This is a genomic window from Spirabiliibacterium mucosae (genome assembly GCF_014884965.1).
In the GTDB taxonomy this organism is placed as follows: domain Bacteria; phylum Pseudomonadota; class Gammaproteobacteria; order Enterobacterales; family Pasteurellaceae; genus Spirabiliibacterium; species Spirabiliibacterium mucosae.
The window spans coordinates 57,753-77,336 of sequence record NZ_JABTBO010000001.1 but is presented as its reverse complement, the minus strand read 5'-3'; the positions used below and the strand labels follow the sequence as shown (position 1 = coordinate 77,336).

At 53.6% G+C, this 19,584-nt stretch carries 15 protein-coding genes and 2 pseudogenes; 8 read left to right on the top strand and 9 right to left on the bottom strand.

The window, feature by feature from the left end; all coding sequences use genetic code 11:
- The first annotated feature begins 18 nt into the window (after positions 1 to 18).
- Positions 19 to 392 (top strand): annotated as a pseudogene (crcB, locus tag HPC37_RS00420) (fluoride efflux transporter CrcB).
- A gap of 48 nt (positions 393 to 440) precedes the next feature.
- Here crcB and adhE read toward each other — a convergent pair.
- Positions 441 to 3,070: pseudogene (gene adhE, locus HPC37_RS00415) on the bottom strand (bifunctional acetaldehyde-CoA/alcohol dehydrogenase).
- A 189-nt stretch (positions 3,071 to 3,259) separates the two neighbouring features.
- Here adhE and rraB point away from each other — a divergent pair.
- Positions 3,260 to 3,658 (top strand): ribonuclease E inhibitor RraB, encoded by a 399-nt coding sequence (rraB, locus tag HPC37_RS00410; protein WP_208121279.1) that lies wholly within the window; start codon positions 3,260 to 3,262, stop codon positions 3,656 to 3,658.
- A gap of 88 nt (positions 3,659 to 3,746) precedes the next feature.
- The gene (locus tag HPC37_RS00405; RefSeq protein WP_208121278.1) at positions 3,747 to 5,666 is read left to right on the top strand and encodes an ABC transporter ATP-binding protein; all 1,920 of its coding nucleotides are present in this window, start codon (positions 3,747 to 3,749) and stop codon (positions 5,664 to 5,666) included.
- On the opposite strand, the gene HPC37_RS00400 is transcribed toward HPC37_RS00405, so the two are convergent.
- The 3 genes from HPC37_RS00400 to recA all read right to left on the bottom strand — a co-directional run bounded on the left by HPC37_RS00400 (position 5,647) and on the right by recA (position 7,757).
- Positions 5,647 to 6,087, bottom strand: a complete 441-nt coding sequence (locus HPC37_RS00400; protein ID WP_208121277.1) for a GNAT family N-acetyltransferase — start codon at positions 6,085 to 6,087, stop codon at positions 5,647 to 5,649. The two genes, HPC37_RS00405 and HPC37_RS00400, sit on opposite strands and share 20 nt — an antisense overlap.
- 135 nt (positions 6,088 to 6,222) lie before the next feature.
- On the bottom strand, positions 6,223 to 6,660 hold the full coding sequence (recX, locus tag HPC37_RS00395; protein WP_235961208.1) for a recombination regulator RecX: 438 nt from the start codon (positions 6,658 to 6,660) through the stop codon (positions 6,223 to 6,225).
- Positions 6,661 to 6,701: 41 nt separating this feature from the next.
- Positions 6,702 to 7,757 carry a recombinase RecA gene (gene recA, locus HPC37_RS00390; RefSeq protein ID WP_208121275.1) on the bottom strand — a complete coding sequence of 352 codons (1,056 nt, stop codon included), beginning with the start codon at positions 7,755 to 7,757 and terminating at the stop codon, positions 6,702 to 6,704.
- Positions 7,758 to 7,938: 181 nt separating this feature from the next.
- Between recA and mutS the strand changes: the two genes are divergently transcribed.
- From mutS to HPC37_RS00375, 3 genes are all read left to right on the top strand, one after another.
- A complete protein-coding gene (mutS, locus tag HPC37_RS00385; RefSeq protein ID WP_208121274.1) occupies positions 7,939 to 10,512 on the top strand; it encodes a DNA mismatch repair protein MutS in 2,574 nt (857 codons plus the stop codon).
- 8 nt (positions 10,513 to 10,520) lie between these two features.
- A complete protein-coding gene (locus tag HPC37_RS00380; protein ID WP_208121273.1) occupies positions 10,521 to 11,375 on the top strand; it encodes a DUF808 domain-containing protein in 855 nt (284 codons plus the stop codon).
- A gap of 154 nt (positions 11,376 to 11,529) precedes the next feature.
- Entirely contained in the window at positions 11,530 to 13,911 is a 2,382-nt protein-coding gene (locus HPC37_RS00375) for a polysaccharide lyase 8 family protein (protein ID WP_208121272.1), read from the top strand.
- 41 nt (positions 13,912 to 13,952) lie between these two features.
- On the opposite strand, the gene HPC37_RS00370 is transcribed toward HPC37_RS00375, so the two are convergent.
- Genes HPC37_RS00370 through rpe form a run of 4 tightly spaced genes read right to left on the bottom strand, consistent with a single transcriptional unit; the run spans position 13,953 to position 17,058 of the window.
- Positions 13,953 to 14,696: a phosphatase gene (locus tag HPC37_RS00370; protein ID WP_208121271.1), complete on the bottom strand. Its 744-nt coding sequence runs from the start codon at positions 14,694 to 14,696 to the stop codon at positions 13,953 to 13,955.
- Between the two features lies 1 nt (position 14,697).
- Positions 14,698 to 15,702, bottom strand: coding sequence for a tryptophan--tRNA ligase (gene trpS, locus HPC37_RS00365; RefSeq protein WP_208121270.1), 1,005 nt, complete (start codon positions 15,700 to 15,702; stop codon positions 14,698 to 14,700).
- Positions 15,703 to 15,714: 12 nt separating this feature from the next.
- Complete coding sequence (locus HPC37_RS00360) at positions 15,715 to 16,377, bottom strand: phosphoglycolate phosphatase (protein ID WP_208121269.1); 663 nt, start codon at positions 16,375 to 16,377, stop codon at positions 15,715 to 15,717.
- 9 nt (positions 16,378 to 16,386) lie between these two features.
- Positions 16,387 to 17,058 (bottom strand): ribulose-phosphate 3-epimerase, encoded by a 672-nt coding sequence (gene rpe, locus HPC37_RS00355; RefSeq protein WP_208121268.1) that lies wholly within the window; start codon positions 17,056 to 17,058, stop codon positions 16,387 to 16,389.
- A 102-nt stretch (positions 17,059 to 17,160) separates the two neighbouring features.
- Here rpe and yqfB point away from each other — a divergent pair, with 102 nt between their 5' ends.
- Positions 17,161 to 17,481 (top strand): N(4)-acetylcytidine aminohydrolase, encoded by a 321-nt coding sequence (yqfB, locus tag HPC37_RS00350; RefSeq protein ID WP_208121267.1) that lies wholly within the window; start codon positions 17,161 to 17,163, stop codon positions 17,479 to 17,481.
- 7 nt (positions 17,482 to 17,488) lie between these two features.
- Here the strand turns inward: yqfB and HPC37_RS00345 are convergent, their stop codons facing one another.
- Positions 17,489 to 18,151, bottom strand: a complete 663-nt coding sequence (locus HPC37_RS00345; protein WP_208121266.1) for a trimeric intracellular cation channel family protein — start codon at positions 18,149 to 18,151, stop codon at positions 17,489 to 17,491.
- Positions 18,152 to 18,337: 186 nt separating this feature from the next.
- On the opposite strand from HPC37_RS00345, the gene HPC37_RS00340 reads away from it, so the two are divergent.
- Positions 18,338 to 19,513 carry an MFS transporter gene (locus tag HPC37_RS00340; protein WP_208121265.1) on the top strand — a complete coding sequence of 392 codons (1,176 nt, stop codon included), beginning with the start codon at positions 18,338 to 18,340 and terminating at the stop codon, positions 19,511 to 19,513.
- Positions 19,514 to 19,584 lie beyond the last annotated feature (71 nt).

Here is a 19,584-nt window from a genome sequence, read left to right as displayed (position 1 = left end):
CCGCACTTTGGCTATATCATGAAATTCGTCTTGCTCATCGCACTCGGCGCCAGCATCGGCGCGGTGTGCCGCTGGTTATTATCGCTGTGGCTCAACCCACTCGGTGAGCACCTGGCACTGGGCACCTTGGTGGCCAATGTGGCAGGCTGCTTTATCATCGGGCTGGCTATGGCGGCCTTTTTCAGCCACCCCAACACCAGCGCCGAGCTGCGTGTGTTTCTCGTCACCGGCTTTCTCGGCAGCCTCACCACCTTTTCGCGTTTTCAGGCGAGGTGGTGGAAAAGTTGTTAAGCGACAAATGGCTCAACGCCTTTGGCGTCATCGCCCTGCACTTAGGATTTGGACTGGCGTTCACCGCACTGGGCTATGGTTTGTGGCGCTGGCTGCATTAAAAAACCGCACTTGAGTTAAAGTGCGGTTTTGTTTAGGCGATGAGTACGTTATTGACGCTTTTCAGGGCCGTAGTAGGCGTCGGTGAGGATGTCCACCATGTCGTCTACCAGCGGCAAGCGCGGGTTGGCAGGAGAGCATTGGTCTTCAAACGCTAGCAGCGCAATCTCGCGGCGTGCGTCAAGCCAGGTTTGCTCGTCCAAGCCTTGCGCTTTAAACGACATCTCAATGCCAACCTTTTGCGCCAACTCGGTGCAGGCTTTGGCAAAGGATTCCACCCCTTCCGCCGGTGTGCTGGCTGGCAGGCCAAGCATTTTGGCGATATCTTGGTATTTCACATCCGCTTTGTAGAAGTTATATTTCGGCCATGTGGCTGTTTTTTGCGGGCGTGTGCCGTTGTAGCGAATCACATGCGGCATCAAAATCGCATTGGTGCGCCCATGCGGAGTGTGGAAGTGGCCGCCAATTTTGTGCGCCAGTGAGTGGTTCATGCCCAAAAAGGCGTTGGCAAAGGCCATGCCCGCGATAGTGGAGGCATTATGCATCCGCTCGCGCGCTTCAGGATCAGACGCGCCGTTTTTCACTGAGCGCTCTAAGAATTCAAACACCAGTTTAATCGCTTGCAATGCCAGCCCGTCGGTGAAGTCATTCGCCAAGGTTGACACATAGGCTTCTGTGGCGTGGGTGAGCACATCCAGCCCAGTGTCAGCAGTCACTTTCGCTGGCACCGTCATGGTGAAGGAGGAGTCCACAATCGCCACCGTTGGGGTGAGGGAGTAGTCAGCGATAGGGTATTTTTTATCGCCTTCGGTGATCACCGCAAATGGTGTCACTTCAGAGCCGGTGCCCGAGGTGGTTGGGATGCCGACAAAGCGCGCTTTGCGCCCCAGTTCTGGGAATTTGAATGCACGTTTGCGGATATCCATGAATTTTTGCACCAAATCGCGGAAGTCCACTTCAGGCTGCTCGTAGAAGAGCCACATCACCTTCGCGGCATCCATTACCGAGCCACCGCCGAGGGCGATGATGGTGTCAGGGCGGAAGCTGCGCAACAACTCGGTGCCGCGGCGCACGGTTTCAATGCTTGGGTCTGGCTCAACGTCGGCAAACAGTTGATAAGTCACGCTGTTGCGGCGCAGGTTGAGTTGTGCCACCACTTTTTCGACAAAACCGAGGTCAACCATCGAGCGGTCGGTGACGATCACGGCTTTTTCAACGCCTTTCATCGATTTCAAATATTGGATGGAATCGCGTTCAAAGTAGATTTTAGATGGCACTTTAAACCACTGCATATTGTTTCTCCGTCTGCCCACACGTTTGATGTTTAAAAGATTGACCGCACTGACATTGTTGCCCACGGCATTTTTGCCGTAGGTGCCGCAACCCAGTGTCAAAGATGGCAAGAACGAGTTATACACATCGCCAATGCCGCCAAAGGTGGACGGCGAGTTCCAAATCACGCGGATGGCTTTGACCAATTTGCCGAAATTTTTCGCAAGTTCGGCATCTTGGGTGTGAATCGCAGCCGAGTGGCCAAGACCGTGAAATTCCACCATCTGCTCAGCCATTTGCAAGCCCTCATCGGTGCTGTTGGCTTTGAGAATGGCCAACACGGGCGAGAGTTTTTCGCGGGTTAATGGCTCATTTGGGCCCACTTCGGCACACACGGCGGCGAGGATGTTGGTTTTCTCAGGCACAGAAAAGCCCGCTTGCTCGGCAATCCAGTGAGCGGATTTGCCTACCACGTTCGGGTTGAGTTTGGCGCCTGCGCAGTTTTGGCTGTTGGCCTTAGCGCCGAAGATAAAGTCTTCCAACAGCGCTTTTTCTTTTTATTGACAAAATAGACGCCGTAGGATTTCAGCTCCGCGATAAAATCGTCATAGATTTCTTTATCGATAATCGCTGCCTGCTCACTGGCGCACACCATGCCGTTATCAAAGGATTTCGACATCACAATATCGTGCGCCGCTTGTTGAATGTTGGCGGATTTCTCCACATAGGCTGGCACGTTGCCCGCCCCCACGCCCAAGGCGGGCTTGCCGCAAGAGTAGGCCGCCTCCACCATCGCGTTGCCGCCGGTGGCCAAAATAGTGGCAATGCCAGGGTGCTTCATCAACGCGCTGGTGCCTTCCATGGACGGCGTTTCAATCCATTGAATGCAGTTTTCTGGCGCGCCAGCTTTCACCGCAGCTTCATACACAATGCGTGCGGCGTGAGCGGAGGATTGCTGGGCAGAAGGGTGGAAGGCAAACACAATCGGGTTGCGGGTTTTCAAGGCGATCAGGGATTTGAAAATCGCGGTGGAGGTTGGGTTGGTGGTTGGCGTAATGCCGCAAATCACCCCCACTGGGTCGGCAATTTCGGTGATGCCAGTCACGTCGTCTTCGCTGATCACGCCCACAGTTTTCAAATGGCGCATATTGTTGACCACATATTCGCAGGCGAACAAATTTTTGGTCGCTTTGTCTTCAAACACGCCGCGGCCGGTTTCTTCCACAGCGTGCATGGCTAAAGCGCCGTGTTGGTCAAGGGCGGCAACCGAGGCTTTCGCCACAATGTAGTCCACTTGCTCTTGGTTGAGCGCACGAAATTGCTCCAAGGCCACCAAGCCTTTTTCAACCAATTGATTCACTTCAGCTTGCGCAGGGTTCACCTCAGCGGCTTGCGTTGCTTTTTTCATTGATTTCTCCTAAAAGTTGATAATTATTTAACTGGAAAAAATTATAAAACGAGGAGGTTAAACGTGTCAGCACCCACGCAAGCGATAAGCTGATTTAGATCAAAAAAACAAAAAATTTCAAAATCGAAAAGCGATTGTGAAAATGCCGACCGCACTTTACAATAAAGCATCACAACCAAGGAGCGCCCCATGAACGACCAACAACGACTGCAAGAAACCCGCGACATTATCGCCGACCTGCTCAATGACGGCAGTGACCCAACCGCACTTTATATTATCGAGCACCACGTCTCCCACAATGATTTCGACAAGCTCGAAAAAATCGCCGTCGACGCCTTCAAAGCGGGCTTCGAAGTCTCCGAAGCCGAAGAGATGGAAGACGAACAAGGCAAGCTCCTTTTCTGTTTTGATATCATCAGCGAAATTGAACTCAAAGCCGAGCTTATCGACGCCCAACAAACCCAACTCCTCCCGCTTATCGCCAAACACCAAGGCCACTACGACGGCTGGGGCACCTACTTCGAAGACCCCAATGCCGACGACGATGAATACGGCGATGACGGTGAATTTTTTGATGATGAGGAGTGATTTGAATAAGCCTAGCCCCCGCTAGGCTTTTTCTTCTCTTGGGCTTTCGTGCTATGATGGCCATTTTGAGTAAGATGATGGGCGTGCGGTGATTTCGTTTCAGAATTTGACATTAAAGCGTGGTGTGAATACGTTGCTCGAGGGCGCGAGTGCGTCGATTAACCCTGGGCAGAAAGTGGGGTTGGTGGGCAAAAATGGGTGCGGCAAGTCAACGTTGTTTGCGTTGCTGAAAGGGGAGATTAGCCCCGAGGCGGGCGATGTGCAGCTGCCGAGCCAGTGGGCGTTGGCGTGGGTGAATCAAGAAACGCCAGCGCTGGATATTAGCGCGATAGATTATGTGCTGCAAGGTGATCGTGAATACATTGCCTTGAGCGAGGCGTTGGCGCAGGCGAATGCGCAAAACAACGGTGAGCAAATCGCGCTGTTGCACGACAAGCTCGACCACATCGATGCGTGGACAATTCACGCCCGCGCGGCCACGCTGCTGCACGGCTTGGGGTTTGATAATGCGCAATTGCAAAGTGCGGTCAAATCGTTTTCAGGTGGCTGGCGGATGCGGTTGAATTTGGCGCAGGCGTTGCTGTGTCGCAGCGATTTGTTGCTGCTCGATGAGCCAACCAACCACTTGGATTTGGACGCAGTGATTTGGCTTGAGCGCTGGCTGAGCCGGTATGCGGGCACGTTGGTGATCATCTCCCATGACCGCGATTTCCTCGACCCGATTGTCAACAAAATTGTGCATATTGAGCAGCAAAAGCTGTTTGAGTACACGGGTGATTATTCCTCCTTTGAGGTGCAGCGCGCGGCGAAATTGGCGCAGCAACAAGCACTTTATCGCCAGCAGCAGCAAAAAGTGGCGCATCTGCAGCATTATATCGACCGTTTCAAAGCCAAGGCCAGCAAGGCCAAACAAGCCCAAAGCCGCGTGAAGGCGCTGGAGAAGATGGAGCTGATTGCGCCTGCCTATGTGGATAACCCTTTTCGTTTCGCGTTTCGCCCGCCGCTGTCATTGCCCAACCCTATTATTACGCTGGAGAAAGTCAACGCGGGTTATGATGACAAGGTGATTTTAAACTCGGTGAAGCTCAACTTGGTGCCGGGCTCGCGCATTGGGCTGTTGGGGCGCAATGGCGCAGGGAAATCGACACTAATCAAACTGCTCGCGGGTGAGTTGACCGCACTTTCAGGTGAGGTGGGCTTGGCTAAAGGCGTCCAGCTGGGCTATTTTGCGCAGCATCAGCTGGACACTTTGCGCGCGCAAGAAAGTGCACTGTGGCATTTGAGCCAAATAGCCCAGGATAAAACCGAGCAGGAGCTGCGCGATTATCTCGGCGGCTTTGCCTTTCACGGTGACAAAGTCAAGCAGGCAGTGTGTGAGTTTTCAGGCGGCGAGAAAGCGCGCCTTGTGCTGGCGCTGATTGTGTGGCAGCGGCCAAATTTGCTGCTGCTTGACGAACCGACCAACCACTTGGATTTGGATATGCGCCAAGCGCTGACTGAGGCGCTGGTGGACTACCAAGGCTCGCTGGTGGTGGTTTCCCACGACAGGCACTTGCTGCGCAATACGGTGGATGATTTTTATTTGGTGCATGACGGCTGCGTTGAGCCGTTTGATGGCGATATTGGGGATTATCAAAAATGGCTCAATGACGCCAACCTTGAGGCCAATCGTAGTGAAAAAGACGACAAGCGCGAGGCGAAAGAGCTAGGCCTTAACCGCAAAGAGCAAAAACGCCTTGAAGCGCAACTGCGCCAGCAAAGTGCGCCGCTGCGTAAAAAAATCACCGCACTTGAGCATGACATGGCGCAGTTAAGCGAAAGCCTTGCCGAGATTGAATCACGGCTGGCCGACAGCGCGCTTTATCAAGCAGAAAACAAAGCCACGCTGACCGCGCTTTTAAGTGAGCAAGTGACGCTGAAAAAGCAACTTGAAGACGTGGAGGCCGATTGGCTGGAGTGCCAAGAGCGCCTTGAGGCGATGATGACGGCTAGCGAATCCGGCGGCTGAGCACGGAATTGCTGCGCTTGCGTTTGATGATAATCCGCCCAACCGCATTAAAGCCTGCTTTGCGATAGAGCTGATAGGCGCCTCGGTTGAGCGGGTTGACCGCCAGCACAATTTCGTTGTATTGCGGTGAGAGGTTATAAATGATCGGGTCAAGGTGTTCAGGGCGCAGGGATTCGAGCGCGATGCCTTGGCCTTGATAGTCTGGGTTAATTGAAAACGAGCGCAGCAAAATGGCCTGATTGTTGTCGGTATAGGCCAATTTGTGGTGGCTGCGGTCGAGAATAAAAAAACCAACCGCTTTGCTATCGAGCAAAATCGACACTGCCGTCATGCCACTTTCAAGCAGCAGCGTTTGCCCCATAAACCATTGCCATGGCTGGAGTGTGTATTGCGCTTGATCAGGGGGCAGTTGATAGTTCACAAGATCATCAAAATGTGAAAAATTGTATTTTTCAACGCGAATCATTGTCGTGGTGTTGTCTGTTTTTACGTCGATATGTTTATTAAGTGAGCATTAAGCCACAAATGAGAGCAGATCGCAAGCGAACTTCAACGATTAGTGTGATTGGTGAATAAGATGGGCGAAATGGTCGGTATGAAACCCACGGCTGGCCATAAATCGCCAGGCTTTTTGTTGCCCTTTGAGATCCAGCGCCTTGTGGCCAAATTTTTTGTGAAAGACACTGTCTGCCAGCGCAAACCAGTCAATCTCCGCCTCTTCAAAGCACAGCGTGCTGAGCTGGCTGTCGATGCCTTTTTGCTTGAGCTCTTGACTAATGCGTACAGGCCCATAGCCGCGCTGGGCACGAAAGCGGATAAAGCTTTGGCAAAAACGCGCATCGCTTTGCCAGCCATGTTGCTGGCAATGGGCGAGCACTTCGTCAATGCTGTGTGCGTCAATGGCTTTTTGCTGCATTTTTTGCGCAAGCTCGCAGGCGGAATAATCACGTCTTGCCAGCAGGCCAACAGCGTAGTGCAAAGCGGCTTTATCCATAACAATCATCAAAGTGCGGTTTGACCGCACTTTGCCTTTGCTTATTCTTCCACAAATTCCTCAACAGCGTCATCGTCGCTTTCAATCGCAGCGGTCAGCGCTTGTTGTGGGTTTTGCAAAATTTCTTGGCGCAATTTTTGCTCCATTTCTTGCGCGATAGCTGGGTTTTCTTTCAAGAATTTAATTGAGTTGGCCTTGCCTTGCCCAATTTTTTCATCGTTGTAGGAGTACCACGCGCCGGATTTTTTCGCGATTTTGTGCTTCACGGCTAATTCTAACAGCTCACCTTCACGCGAGATGCCTTCGCCGTACATAATTTGGAATTCCGCTTGGCGGAACGGCGCGGCGACTTTGTTTTTCACCACTTTCACGCGGGTTTCGTTGCCGATCACCTCATCGCCTTCTTTCACCGATCCTGTGCGGCGGATATCTAAACGCACAGAGGCGTAGAATTTCAGCGCGTTACCGCCGGTGGTGGTTTCTGGGTTGCCGAACATCACGCCGATTTTCATCCGAATTTGGTTGATGAACACCACCAAGCAGTTGGCGTTTTTGATGTTGCCGGTGAGTTTACGCAGCGCTTGCGACATCAAGCGGGCTTGCAAGCCCATGTGGGAGTCTCCCATGTCGCCTTCAATTTCAGCTTTTGGTGTCAAGGCCGCCACGGAGTCGACAATCACCACATCCACCGCGCCTGAGCGCACGAGCGCGTCACAAATTTCCAGCGCTTGCTCGCCGTGGTCAGGTTGTGACACCAAAAGGGAGGTGACATCGACACCCAGTTTGGCAGCATAGATTGGGTCAAGGGCGTGCTCGGCATCAATAAACGCACAGGTTTTGCCGGCCTTTTGCGCTTCGGCAATCACAGACAGTGTCAGGGTGGTTTTACCTGAGGATTCAGGCCCGTAAATCTCAACGATGCGTCCCATCGGCAAGCCGCCGATGCCCAAAGCTAAATCGAGCCCCAAAGAGCCGGTGGAAATGGCCTCAACATCCAAAGTTTTGTTGTCGCCAAGGCGCATGATTGAGCCTTTCCCGAATTGTTTTTCAATTTGACCTAAAGCGGCTTCAAGTGCTTTTTGTTTATTTTCGTCCATTTTGTCCTCAAACGATGTTTGCCTGTGTCAACATAATGGCTGTATTATACTGTATAGTTATACAGTATCAAGAGCTAAAATGATCTTTTTTTGAATTTGTGAACTTTATTCCAAATTATGACGCTAGATCGCAGCGAAATATCCTAGTATGATTTGATTTTTACCCACGAAAGGTGCGCCCATGCCACAAGACGATGTCAGCCAACACACGCCTATGATGCAGCAATATTTGCGGATTAAAGCTGAAAACCCCGACGTGCTGCTCTTTTATCGCATGGGCGATTTTTACGAACTGTTTTATGACGATGCCAAAAAGGCCTCGAAGCTGATTGATATTTCGCTCACCAAGCGCGGGCAGTCCGCTGGCCAGCCGATCCCGATGGCGGGCGTGCCTTATCACGCCGTTGAGGGCTATTTGGCGAAGTTGGTCAAACTCGGTGAGTCGGTGGCCATTTGTGAGCAAATTGGCGACCCCGCGGCAAGCAAGGGGCCGGTTGAGCGCAAAGTAGTACGCATTGTCACCCCCGGCACACTCAGTGATGAAGCGCTGCTGCCCGAGCGGCAAGACAACCTCATCGGCGCGATTTTTGCCAACAAAACAGGCTATGCCATCGCCACGTTGGACATGGCTTCGGGGCGCTTTCAAATCAGCGAGCATAGCGATAAAGCCGCGGTGAAATCCGAGTTGCAACGGCTCAATGTGGCGGAGCTGCTCTACCCTGAAACCTTTGACGACATGGCGCTACTTGAGCCTTATTCAGGCCTGCGCCGGCGCGCGGAATGGGAGTTTGATTATCAAACAGCGATTGACCGCCTTACCCGCCAATTTGGCACGCAAGATCTCAGCGCCTTTGGCGTGCATGAGGCAAAGTGCGGTCTGTGCGCCGCGGGCTGCTTGTTGCACTACGCGCAAGAAACTCAGCGCACCGCACTTTTGCATATTCAGTCGATTTCGCTGCTTAAATCAAGCGATTACATTGAGCTGGATGTGGCCACCAGGCGCAATTTGGAGCTGACGCAAAATTTAAGCGGCGGCACAGACTACACGCTGGCGTGGGTACTGGACCGCTGCATCACGCCGATGGGCAGCCGCTTGCTTAAGCGCTGGATTCATCACCCGATTCGCCAGCGCGAGCGCTTGTTGGCGCGCCAGCAGGTGATTAAGGCGCTCATCAATGACGATATTATCGCGCCGCTGCAAAGCCTGCTGCGGGAGGTGGGTGACATGGAGCGCATTCTCGCGCGCTTGGCGTTGCGCTCCGCCCGCCCGCGGGATTTCACTCGCCTGCGCAGTGCCTTGGCGCAATTGCCTGATATCAAGCAGATGTTAAATGCCAGCCAAACGGCGGCGTTGAGTGCGATTTCGCAGCAGATCGACGATTTTACCGCACTTTATGATCTTTTAGTGCGCGCGATTGTGGAGGTGCCGCCATTGTTAATTCGCGATGGCGGCGTGATTGCCGAGGGGTACAATGCCGAGCTTGACGAGTGGCGCGCCCTGAGCGCAGGCGCGACGCAATTTTTGCAAGATTTAGAAGCGCGCGAGCGTGAAGCCACGGGGCTCGATAGCCTTAAAATTGGTTATAATGCTGTGCATGGCTATTTTATCCAACTCAGTCGCGGCCAGGCGCAGCGCGCGCCGATTCACTATGTGCGCCGGCAAACGCTGAAAAACGCTGAGCGCTACATCATCCCTGAGCTGAAAACCTACGAAGACAAAGTGCTGAAAGCCAAAGGTGCGTCGCTGGCGCTGGAAAAGCAGCTGTATGACGAACTTTTTGACGTGCTGTTACCGCACTTGGGCGCGCTACAGCAATGCGCCGCCACACTTGCCCGCCTCGATGTGTTGGCCAATCTTGCTGAGCGTGCGCAAGCGCTGGATTACCGCGTACCGCACTTTAGTGATCAACGCATTGTGCACATCGAACAAGGCCGCCACCCAGTGGTGGAGCAGGTGATGAGCGGGCCGTTTATCGCCAATCCGTTGGTGCTTGACGAATCTCGCCACTTTTTGATTGTCACCGGCCCCAACATGGGCGGGAAAAGCACCTATATGCGCCAAACGGCGTTAATCGTGTTGCTGGCGCACATCGGCAGTTTTGTGCCAGCCACCCGTGCGGTGATTGGGCCGATTGATCGCATTTTCACCCGCATTGGCGCCTCGGACGATCTCGCCTCAGGCCGCTCAACCTTTATGGTGGAGATGAGCGAAATGGCGACCATTTTGCACCAAGCGAGCAAGCACAGTTTGGTGTTGATTGACGAAATTGGCCGTGGCACGTCCACCTACGACGGGCTGGCGCTGGCATGGGCGAGTGCTCAGTGGCTGGCACAAAAAGTGCGGTCGCTGACCTTATTCGCGACCCACTATTTTGAGCTCACCGTGCTGCCAGAGCAGTTTAAAGGCGTGTTTAACGTGCATTTAGACGCCCTCGAGCACGACAACACCATCGCCTTTATGCACAGTGTGCAAGAGGGGGCGGCGAGCAAAAGTTATGGCTTAGCGGTGGCCGCACTGGCTGGCGTGCCCAAAGCGGTGTTGACCCTCGCGCGCCAAAAGCTGGCCAGCCTTGAGGCCAATTCAACGGCGGCGGAGGAGAGCCAACATGCGGTGCAGCCGCTATTGCCGCTGGAGAGTGCGCCGAGCCCACTGCTGGCGCAACTCAACGCCCTAGACCCCGATGAACTCAGCCCAAAGCAGGCGCTGAGCGTGCTTTATCAACTCAAGGCGCTTGCCTGTGAACACAACCAATAGGAGCGACTATGGCACTGGCCTCTTTATTAACCTTGCTTGATGACATCACCGCCGTGCTCGACGACGTGGCGCTGATGACCAAAGTTGCCGCCAAGAAAACCGTGGGGGTGGTCGGCGACGATCTAGCGCTCAACGCCAACCAAGTCACGGGTGTCAACGCCGAGCGCGAGCTGCCGGTGGTGTGGGCGGTGGCGAAAGGCTCGTTGTTAAACAAATTGATTTTGGTACCCTTGGCGCTTTTGATTTCCTATTTTTTACCCAGCGCCATCCCTTACCTTTTGATGATCGGCGGGGCCTATTTGTGCTTTGAAGGCGTGGAAAAAATTGCTCACAAAGCGCCCGCCAAAGACGAAGGCGAGCGCGGCCTTAGCGCACTCACGCCCGAGCAAGAAAAGGCCAAAATCAAAGGCGCTATCCGCACCGATTTCATCCTCTCGGCTGAAATTGTCACCATCGCTTTGGGCATGGTCAGCGAGTATGAACTGCTCACCCAAACCTTGGTACTGGCGCTGATTGCCGTGGGCATGACGGTGTTTGTTTACGGCTTAGTGGGGGTTATCGTCAAGCTCGATGACGTGGGCCTATGGCTGATGAAAAAGCAAAGTGCGGTCAGCCAAGCCGTTGGCCGCGGGATTATCCGCGTGATGCCGTATTTTATGCGTGCGCTTAGCGTGGTTGGCACGCTGGCGATGTTTTTAGTCGGCGGCGGCATCATTGTGCATAATCTTGACATCTTGCATCACGCCTTTGCCGACTACGGCCTCGATAGCGGCATTTTGAACCTCATCGCCACTGTGATTTTCGGCGTGCTGTGCGGCGGTGTGATTTTGCTTGCCACCAAACTCCTGCCGAAAAAAGCCTAAAAAACCAAAGTGCGGTTAGCCGACCGCACTTTTACTTCATAAAATGTGACGCAGCCCACAAAACCGCACTTTTCATATAGAACTTGAAACATTGTTTTATTAACATATTCGCATTTGATTGGATTATAAAACAGCAATTGTTAAGGAGTTTACTATGGGGTTAAATCGTCGCACATTCCTCGCGGGCACCGCGGGGGCTGGGGTGTTGTTCGCATTTTCTGGCGTGTTTAAAGCCGTTGCGGCCAGCCGCCCACAACTGAGCGCAGATCAATACGCACAACTGTGCGTGCGCTGGGGGGATATCATCACCGGGCGCAACCTGCTCAAAGAAGGTGATGAGCGCTTTGCCAAAGCCATCGGCGGCTTAGATCGCAAAGTGGAAAAAACACTTGCGGATTTAATCCGTGAACCGAACCGCACCAGCGTGTTCAAAGCATTTGATTTGACAGAAGAAAAATCACCAGCCATTACCAAAACGGCGCGTGGCGCGTTGGATTTGGCGCTCGGCTGGGCAACACCTGGGTCAAAATACTATCAAAAAGACGACGTGCTGCAAGATGCAATTGCCGCGCTGCGGGATTTCTTGAAATTGCGCTATCACCCAGGGCAAGACGAATACGGCAACTGGTGGGATTGGGAAAGCGGCGCCTCACGTGCGGTGGGCGACATGATGTGTTTGTTGCACGACAAACTGCCAAGTGATGTGATGCAAGCCGCCGCCGCGGGTGTGAACTTCTTCGTGCCAGACCCATGGTTCTTGCGCACCACCAATGCCGCCGGCTCCGACAGCAAAGCCGGTGATAAAACCCTCGCCACGGGTGCCAACCGCCTTGACCTTTCCCGTGCGGTGATTTGTGCCGCCTTGGCCACCCAAAATCCAGAGCGCGTTTACCACGCCTTAGAAGGCTTGCCTGAAACCTGGAAATTAGTCACCGAAGGCGATGGTTTCTATCAAGACGGTTCTTTCATTCAACACAATACGATTCCTTACACCGGCTCTTATGGCGATGTGTTAATCAGTGGTTTAGCGATGATTTTTGGCTTGGTCAGCCATTCGACCTTTGAAGTGCCAGCCAAACAATTAGAACAAGTTTATTGGACAGTTGATGAAGCCTTTATTCCAGTGATTGTGGACGGGCAAGTGCTTGACTGCGTGCGTGGCCGCTCAGTTTCTCGCATCACTGAACCAAGTTCAATGCACGGCGCGTCAATCATGAAAGCGATTTTGCAACTGGCCCAAGGCGCGCCTGAAGCGATTGGCAAACGCTGGAAGAGCATCTGCAAAGGCTGGATTGAGCGCAACACCTACGATCCACTGGCCACCAAAGGCTCGATTCCGTATTTGGCGTTGGTGGGTGATGTGTTAGCCAGCGGCGAGAGTGCGCCGGCGAGCAAAACACCGAAAATGTTCAACTCGATGGACCGCTTAGTCCACCGCACAGGCACGTGGTCGATGGCCATTGCAATGTGCAGTAAACGCATTGCGTGGTATGAATGCGGCAACCAAGAAAACGAACTGGCCTCACGCACCGGCTCTGGCATGCGCTATTTGTATCTGCCAGATGACATGGGGCAATTTGAAAACGGCTTTTGGCCAACCTTGGATTACGCCGCACCGGTGGGCACCACAGTCGACACTCACCCACTTGAGCGCCAAGCCGCGGGCGAATGGGGCCACGAAACACCGGATAACCTCTGGACAGGTGGCGTGACCTACAATGGCTTTAGCTTTGCGGGCATGGATTTGATTGGGCCGGATAAAGACGGCTTGCACGCACGCCGCGTGTGGTTTGGCAGCCCTGAAGGCATGCTGGAAATGGTCAGCGATGTCAAAACTGACGCCGAGCAAGCATTGACCGTAGTCGAAGGGCGCAATTTGGGTGAAAAATCCGACAAAGCCTGGGTGATTGACGGTGAAAAAGTGCAAGGCGAGAAAACCCTCAACGCACCAAAATGGGCGCACTTAGACGGCGTGGCCGGTTACGTGTTCTTGCAATCAGGCGAGGTGAAAGCGCAAGTGGCTGAACGCAGCGGCTCTTGGATTGAAATCAACCCAGCGCGCAAAGCCGCGGGCGCTGAAGACAAACTCACTCGCCAATGGGCCTCATTGCACTTTTTGCATGACAAAAAAGCCAGCCCTGCCGCGTGGGTAATTTTGCCACAAGCCAGCCAGGCGGACACTGAAAAACACGCGAAAAGCAGCAAGTTTGCAGTGGTGCAAAACGATGCCAAAGCGCAAGTGGCCAAGCATGACAACCTCACAGCATGGGCGGTGTGGGAAAAAGGCCAATACGGTGAGTTGAGCTTTGAGCAACCGGCAATTGCCTTGTGTGATAAAACCGCTGAAGGCCTGCAATTGTTACTCTCTGACCCAACCCAAAACGCCACACAAATTCGTGTGAGCGTGAAAGGCAAATGGGACGTGGCCAATAACGAGCGCGTTAAAGCGCAACAAAACGGTGATGCCACCGTGTTGACCGTGGATACCAAAGCCTTGGCCGGTCAAGCGGTTGCAGTGCAATTGCGCAAAGCCTAATCTCATCTGAGAAAACAAAAGTGCGGTGTTGACCGCACTTTTTATTTGAGTGAAGACAATTCAGGCATCACGTTGTGCCCGCGCGCGTGGAGAAAATCCAGCGTGGCCTGCACACTGCGATTGATGATGCGCTCAACAGGGAAGTCGATTTGCTCGAGCATCGCCCAGGCTTGTTCAAAGCCGCCGAGGTAGCTGGCAAAGTGTGAGTCGGATCCTAGCGCAATCAGGCCGCCTTCCTCTAGAATGGCTTTAGCAATCGCCAAGCAATGGGGCGCGCTGCCTTGGCGCGAGTGCACCAGCGAGGAGTTGTTGATCTCCAGCGCCACATTGTGCGCATGAGCTGCTTGCACCACAGGGGCGATCTCAATTGGAAAGCGCGGGTTGCCCGGGTGGGTGATAACATCCACCAAGCCACTTTGAATGGCGTTAACCAAGGCGTGGGTGTTAGCGCGTTTGTCATCAGGGGCGATGTCGGGCGCGTGCAGGCCAGCGAGGATAATATCCAAACTGCCGCGCATGCGATCGTCGCAGTCAATGTCGCCTTGCTCGTTGAGAATATTGGCCTCAATCCCGCGCAAAATGCCCACGCCGTCAATCACGCGTGGGATGATGCTCATGTTGGAAAAATGCCACGGGTGGGGCGAGTCCGCCGTGCTTGGGCCGTGATCGGTGGTGGCAAAGAGTTGCACACCGCACTTTTTCGCCTGCGCAACGTACTCCAGCAGCGTGCTGTAAGCGTGGGTGCTGGTCACGGTGTGGGTGTGCAAATCAACAGGAAATCGCATACTATTTGCCTGCCACAAAGCCGACGGCGTCGTAAACCGCACTTAATGTTTTTGCGGCGCGCTCGCGGGCTTTTTCAGCGCCTTCGCGAATGATGCGATCAAGCAGCGCTTCGTCATTGCGGAAGTGGTGAAAGCGCGCTTGCAGCTCGCTGAGCATGGTGGCGACTTCATCGGCGACCGCACTTTTAAGGTGGCCATACATTTTGCCTTCAAACTCAGCTTCAAGCTCGGCAATCGGCTTGCCTGTCACGCCAGAGAGAATCTCGAGCAAGTTTGACACGCCCGCTTTGTTTTTCACATCGTATTTCACCACCGGCGGCTCGTCGGAGTCGGTCACGGCGCGCTTGATTTTTTTCGCCACCGCTTTTGGGTCCTCTAAAAGGCCAATCACATTATTGCGATTGTCATCTGATTTTGACATTTTTTTCGTCGGGTCCAGCAGCGACATCACACGCGCGCCCGCTTTCGGGATAAAGGCCTCTGGAATGGCGAACGGCGCGTTGTAAAGCGAGTTGAAACGCTGGCCGATATCGCGCGAGATTTCCAAATGCTGGCGTTGGTCATCGCCCACGGGCACCAGGTTGGCTTGATAGAGCAAAATATCCGCCGCCATCAGCACAGGGTAGGTGAACAAGCCGACGTTGACATTTTCTTCATAACGGGCGGATTTGTCCTTGAACTGGGTCATGCGGTTCATTTCACCAAAATAGGTGTAGCAGTTGAGCACCCACGCCAGTTGCGTGTGCTCCGGCACGTGGGATTGAATAAAAATGGTGCTTTTGTTCGGGTCAATGCCACAGGCGAGGTAAAGCGCAAGGGTGTCAAGCGTGGCTTTGCGCAGTGTGGCGGGGTCTTGGCGCACGGTGATGGCGTGAAGGTCAACAATGCAAAATAGGCAGTCGTAGTCGTCTTGCAAATTCGCCCATTGGCGCAGTGCGCCGAGGTAGTTGCCGATAGTCAGTTCGCCAGAGGGCTGAACGCCTGAAAATACAATAGGTTTGCTCATGAGGGGTCCTTATTATTTTGCAATCTCGAGGAGTTGGGCGAAATCATCACACACCCAGTCAGGCTTGGATTCGCTGATCGGAATATTGTAATTATAGCCGTAGGTCAAGCCCACCACGGGGCAGCCGGCGTTGTTGGCAGCGAGAATGTCGTTGCGCGAGTCGCCAACAAACAGCAACTGTTTTGGATACACGCCAAATTTGCCACACAAATAGAGCAGCGGCGCCGGGTGCGGCTTGATGCTCGGCAGGGATTGCCCGCCAAGAGTTTCGCTAAAGAGCTGGTCAATGCCAAAAGCCTTGAGCACCGGCACAACGTGGCGGGTTGGCTTGTTGGTGACAACCGCCAGCGTGTAGCCGCGCGCTTTCAGCGTTTCCAAGGTGTCTTTCACGTGCGGGAAAAGGCGGCTTTTGTTGCAGATGTTTTCGCCGTAATAGTGATTGAAGCGCTCTTTAATGTGGGCGACCGCACTTTCATCAAGCTCGGCTTGTGTCCAGGCAATCGCGCGGGAAATCAACACATCGGCACCATTGCCAATCCAGGTGAGCACCAGCTCTTCAGGGGCTTGCGGCAAATCATGCTCGGCCAGCGCTTGGTTGACCGACAAGGCTAAATCAGGCAGGCTGTCGACCAGCGTGCCGTCTAAATCAAATCCAATAATTTTAAATTGACTCATCTTATTCTCTTATTTTTTCACCTCAGCGAGGTTGGCGCGCATGGCGTCAATCACTGATTTATAATCATCTTGTTCAAAAATGGCGGAACCTGCCACAAACATATCCCCACCGGCTTGGGCAATCTCACCAATGTTGTTGACTTTCACGCCGCCGTCCACCTCAAGGCGGATATCAAAGCCGCTTGCATCAATGCGTTGGCGCACTTGTTGGAGCTTTTCCAGCGTGCTTGGAATAAACGACTGGCCGCCAAAGCCTGGGTTGACCGACATCAGTAAAATCACATCGAGTTTATCCATCACATAATCAAGATAACTCAGTGGCGTGGCGGGGTTGAACACCAGCCCGGCCTTGCAGCCGCAATCGCGAATTAATTGCAAAGTACGGTCGATGTGCTCGCTCGCCTCAGGGTGGAACGTGATGTAACTTGCGCCCGCCTTGGCAAAATCAGGGATGATGCGATCAACGGGTTTGACCATCAAATGCACGTCAATCGGTGCGGTGATGCCGTAGTTGCGCAGCGCTTTGCACACCTGCGGGCCGAAGGTTAAATTGGGCACGTAGTGGTTGTCCATCACATCGAAGTGGATCACATCGGCGCCCGCGCGCAGCACCTCGGCCACATCGTCGCCAAGGCGCGCTAAATCCGCCGATAAAATAGACGGAGCGATTAAATATTGCATAGTGTACCTTTATGATTTTTCAAAACGCGTTAAGATAGTTTACTACAGTTGAGCAAACACTGTGAAATAAATTCACGGAAATCACACAAGGAGTGGCGCGTTATGGCCTTTGATGCAAGCAAAATCACCTTTTTTGAACGTTTTGAGCGCGACATTATCGCCGGGCGCAAAACCATCACCATTCGCAATCGCGATGAAAAAGACTACATTCCCAACACCGTGGTGGCGGTCAGCACCTATGAAAACGACCGCCACTTTGCCAACATTCGCATTTTAAGCGTCACGCCGATTGCCTTTGATGCGCTCAATGACGAGCACGCCGCGCAAGAAAATATGACGCTTGAACAGTTAAAAGCGGTGATCAGCGAAATTTACCCGGGTGAAACCGCACTTTATGTGCTGAAATTTGAAGTGGTGGGCTAAAGTGCGGTTATTTTTTGCGATTTTTGCGCCATTTTTTCAATAATGGCTCGCTTTGAATCGGCTCTTCTTGATAGTCAAACACCGGCAGTGACAGCCGGAAATAGATCGCCAACAAACGCAGGCCAAAGCCCGCGATGAGGGTGATGATCACCACCAAATCGTGCGGCACACCAAAGTGCGGTAGCCCCCAATAAATCGCCGCGGCCAACAGTGCAATGCTGGCGTAAAGCTCTTTTTGGAACACCAGCGGAATGCGGTTGCACAACAAATCTCGCAGCACGCCGCCAAAGGCGCCCGTGATGACCGCCGCCACCGAGGCGATGATAAAGCCGTGGCCCATGCTGAGTGCCACCTGCGCGCCGATGATGGAAAACACAATCAAGCCCAAGGCATCGAGCACCAAAAACACGGTGCGGAAATAGCGCATTAGCGGCGCGGTGAACACGGTGGCGACCGCCGCACCCGCTACGATTAAAATATAGTGCGGGTGCGCCACCCAGCCAAGCGGGTAGTGGCCAAGAAGCATATCGCGAATCGAGCCGCCGCCGATGGCGGTCATCGAGGCGATGATGATCACCCCGAAGAGATCCATCTTCTCACGCCCTGCCGCCAGCGCGCCGGTGATGGCCTCGGCGGTGATTCCAATAATGTATAAAATGCTCAGCAGCATAGCGCCCACCTTGAAAATATTGAGCGCATAGACTAAAACGAAATGGCCGAAAAATAAAGTGAAAAGTGCACTCCGCGCGGTGCCTTCTCGCGCATTTTGTGATCGTGGGCTAACTTTGCCACCTTGGCTATGGAATGATGATTTTTTATTCGCTATGATGTAAACAAATTGTTAATGGCAAACTGCATGATCCGAGTAAAAACCCAAGCCTATTGGCGAGCGACCGCACTTTTATCGTTTTCTTCGTTTTTGGTGTTCTGTAATCTTTACACCGTGCAGCCGCTGTTGTCGATGTTTGCTGAGCGCTATCAAGTTGGCATTCAGCTGGCTAACTGGATCTTCGCCGCCGCCTCACTGGGCGTGAGTTTGTGCTTGATCCCGTGGGCGATTTTGGCCGACCGCTACGGGCGGCGCTTGATGATGATTATTAGCCTCAGCCTGACCGCACTTTTCACCTTTTCATTGATGTTTTGTGACTCGATTTCCATGTGGATTGCCCTGCGCTTTTTGCAAGGTGTGGCGCTCGCAGGATTGCCAGCGGTGGCGGTGGCGTACATCAGCGAGGAGTTTGAGCAAAGTGCGGTTGTTTCAGCGGTGGGGATTTACATCGCGGCCAATTCCATCGGCGGCATTTCAGGCCGGCTGATTGGTGGCTTTTTGGCGCAGTGGTTTGACTTGCACGCGCCGATGGTGTTCACGGGCGTTATCACCTTGCTTGGCACCGCGCTGACCGCACTTTACCTCCCGCGTGAGCAGCATTTTAGCCCACAGGCGCTGGGCGTGCGCGCGATGGTCACCAACTTGTGCGGGCATATTAAAAACCCGCTGTTGTGGCGCACTTTTATCATCAGCGGCATCTGCTTTGGGATGTTTATCAATCTCTACTCCGTGGTCGGCTTGCGGCTGCAAGGCGCGCCGTGGCAGTTGAGCACCTCGCAGGTGTCGATGCTGTTTTTGTGCTACCTCTCTGGCACCTTTGCCGCCTCGATGGCGGGGCGCTTTAGCCGCCGCTTTAACGCCCCGCGTGGGATGCTGATCGGCTGGCTGATTTTGATGCTCGGCATTGCTTGCTTGATGAGCAGCTGGCTGTGGCTGATGGTGCTCGGCTTGCTGATTTGCGCCATCGGGTTTTTCTTCACCCATGCGCTCGCCAGTGCCTGGGTGGGCAAAAGTGCCACTCACGCCCGCGCCTTGGCCAGCGCGCTCTACCTCTCTTGTTATTATCTTGGTGCCAGCTTCGGTGGGGATTACCTGCTCGCCGTGTGGCAGCACGCGCCGTGGCACTGGGTGCCGTTGGCGGCACAAGCGCTGTTGTTGATTGTGCTGTGGCTGACCCTAGGGCTTTACCGACGCTGTCAATAATTGAGCAAACTTTACACCAGCTGCAAAGAATTATTGCCATCAGTCTGTTTAATCGTTACACTTTCTTGCCG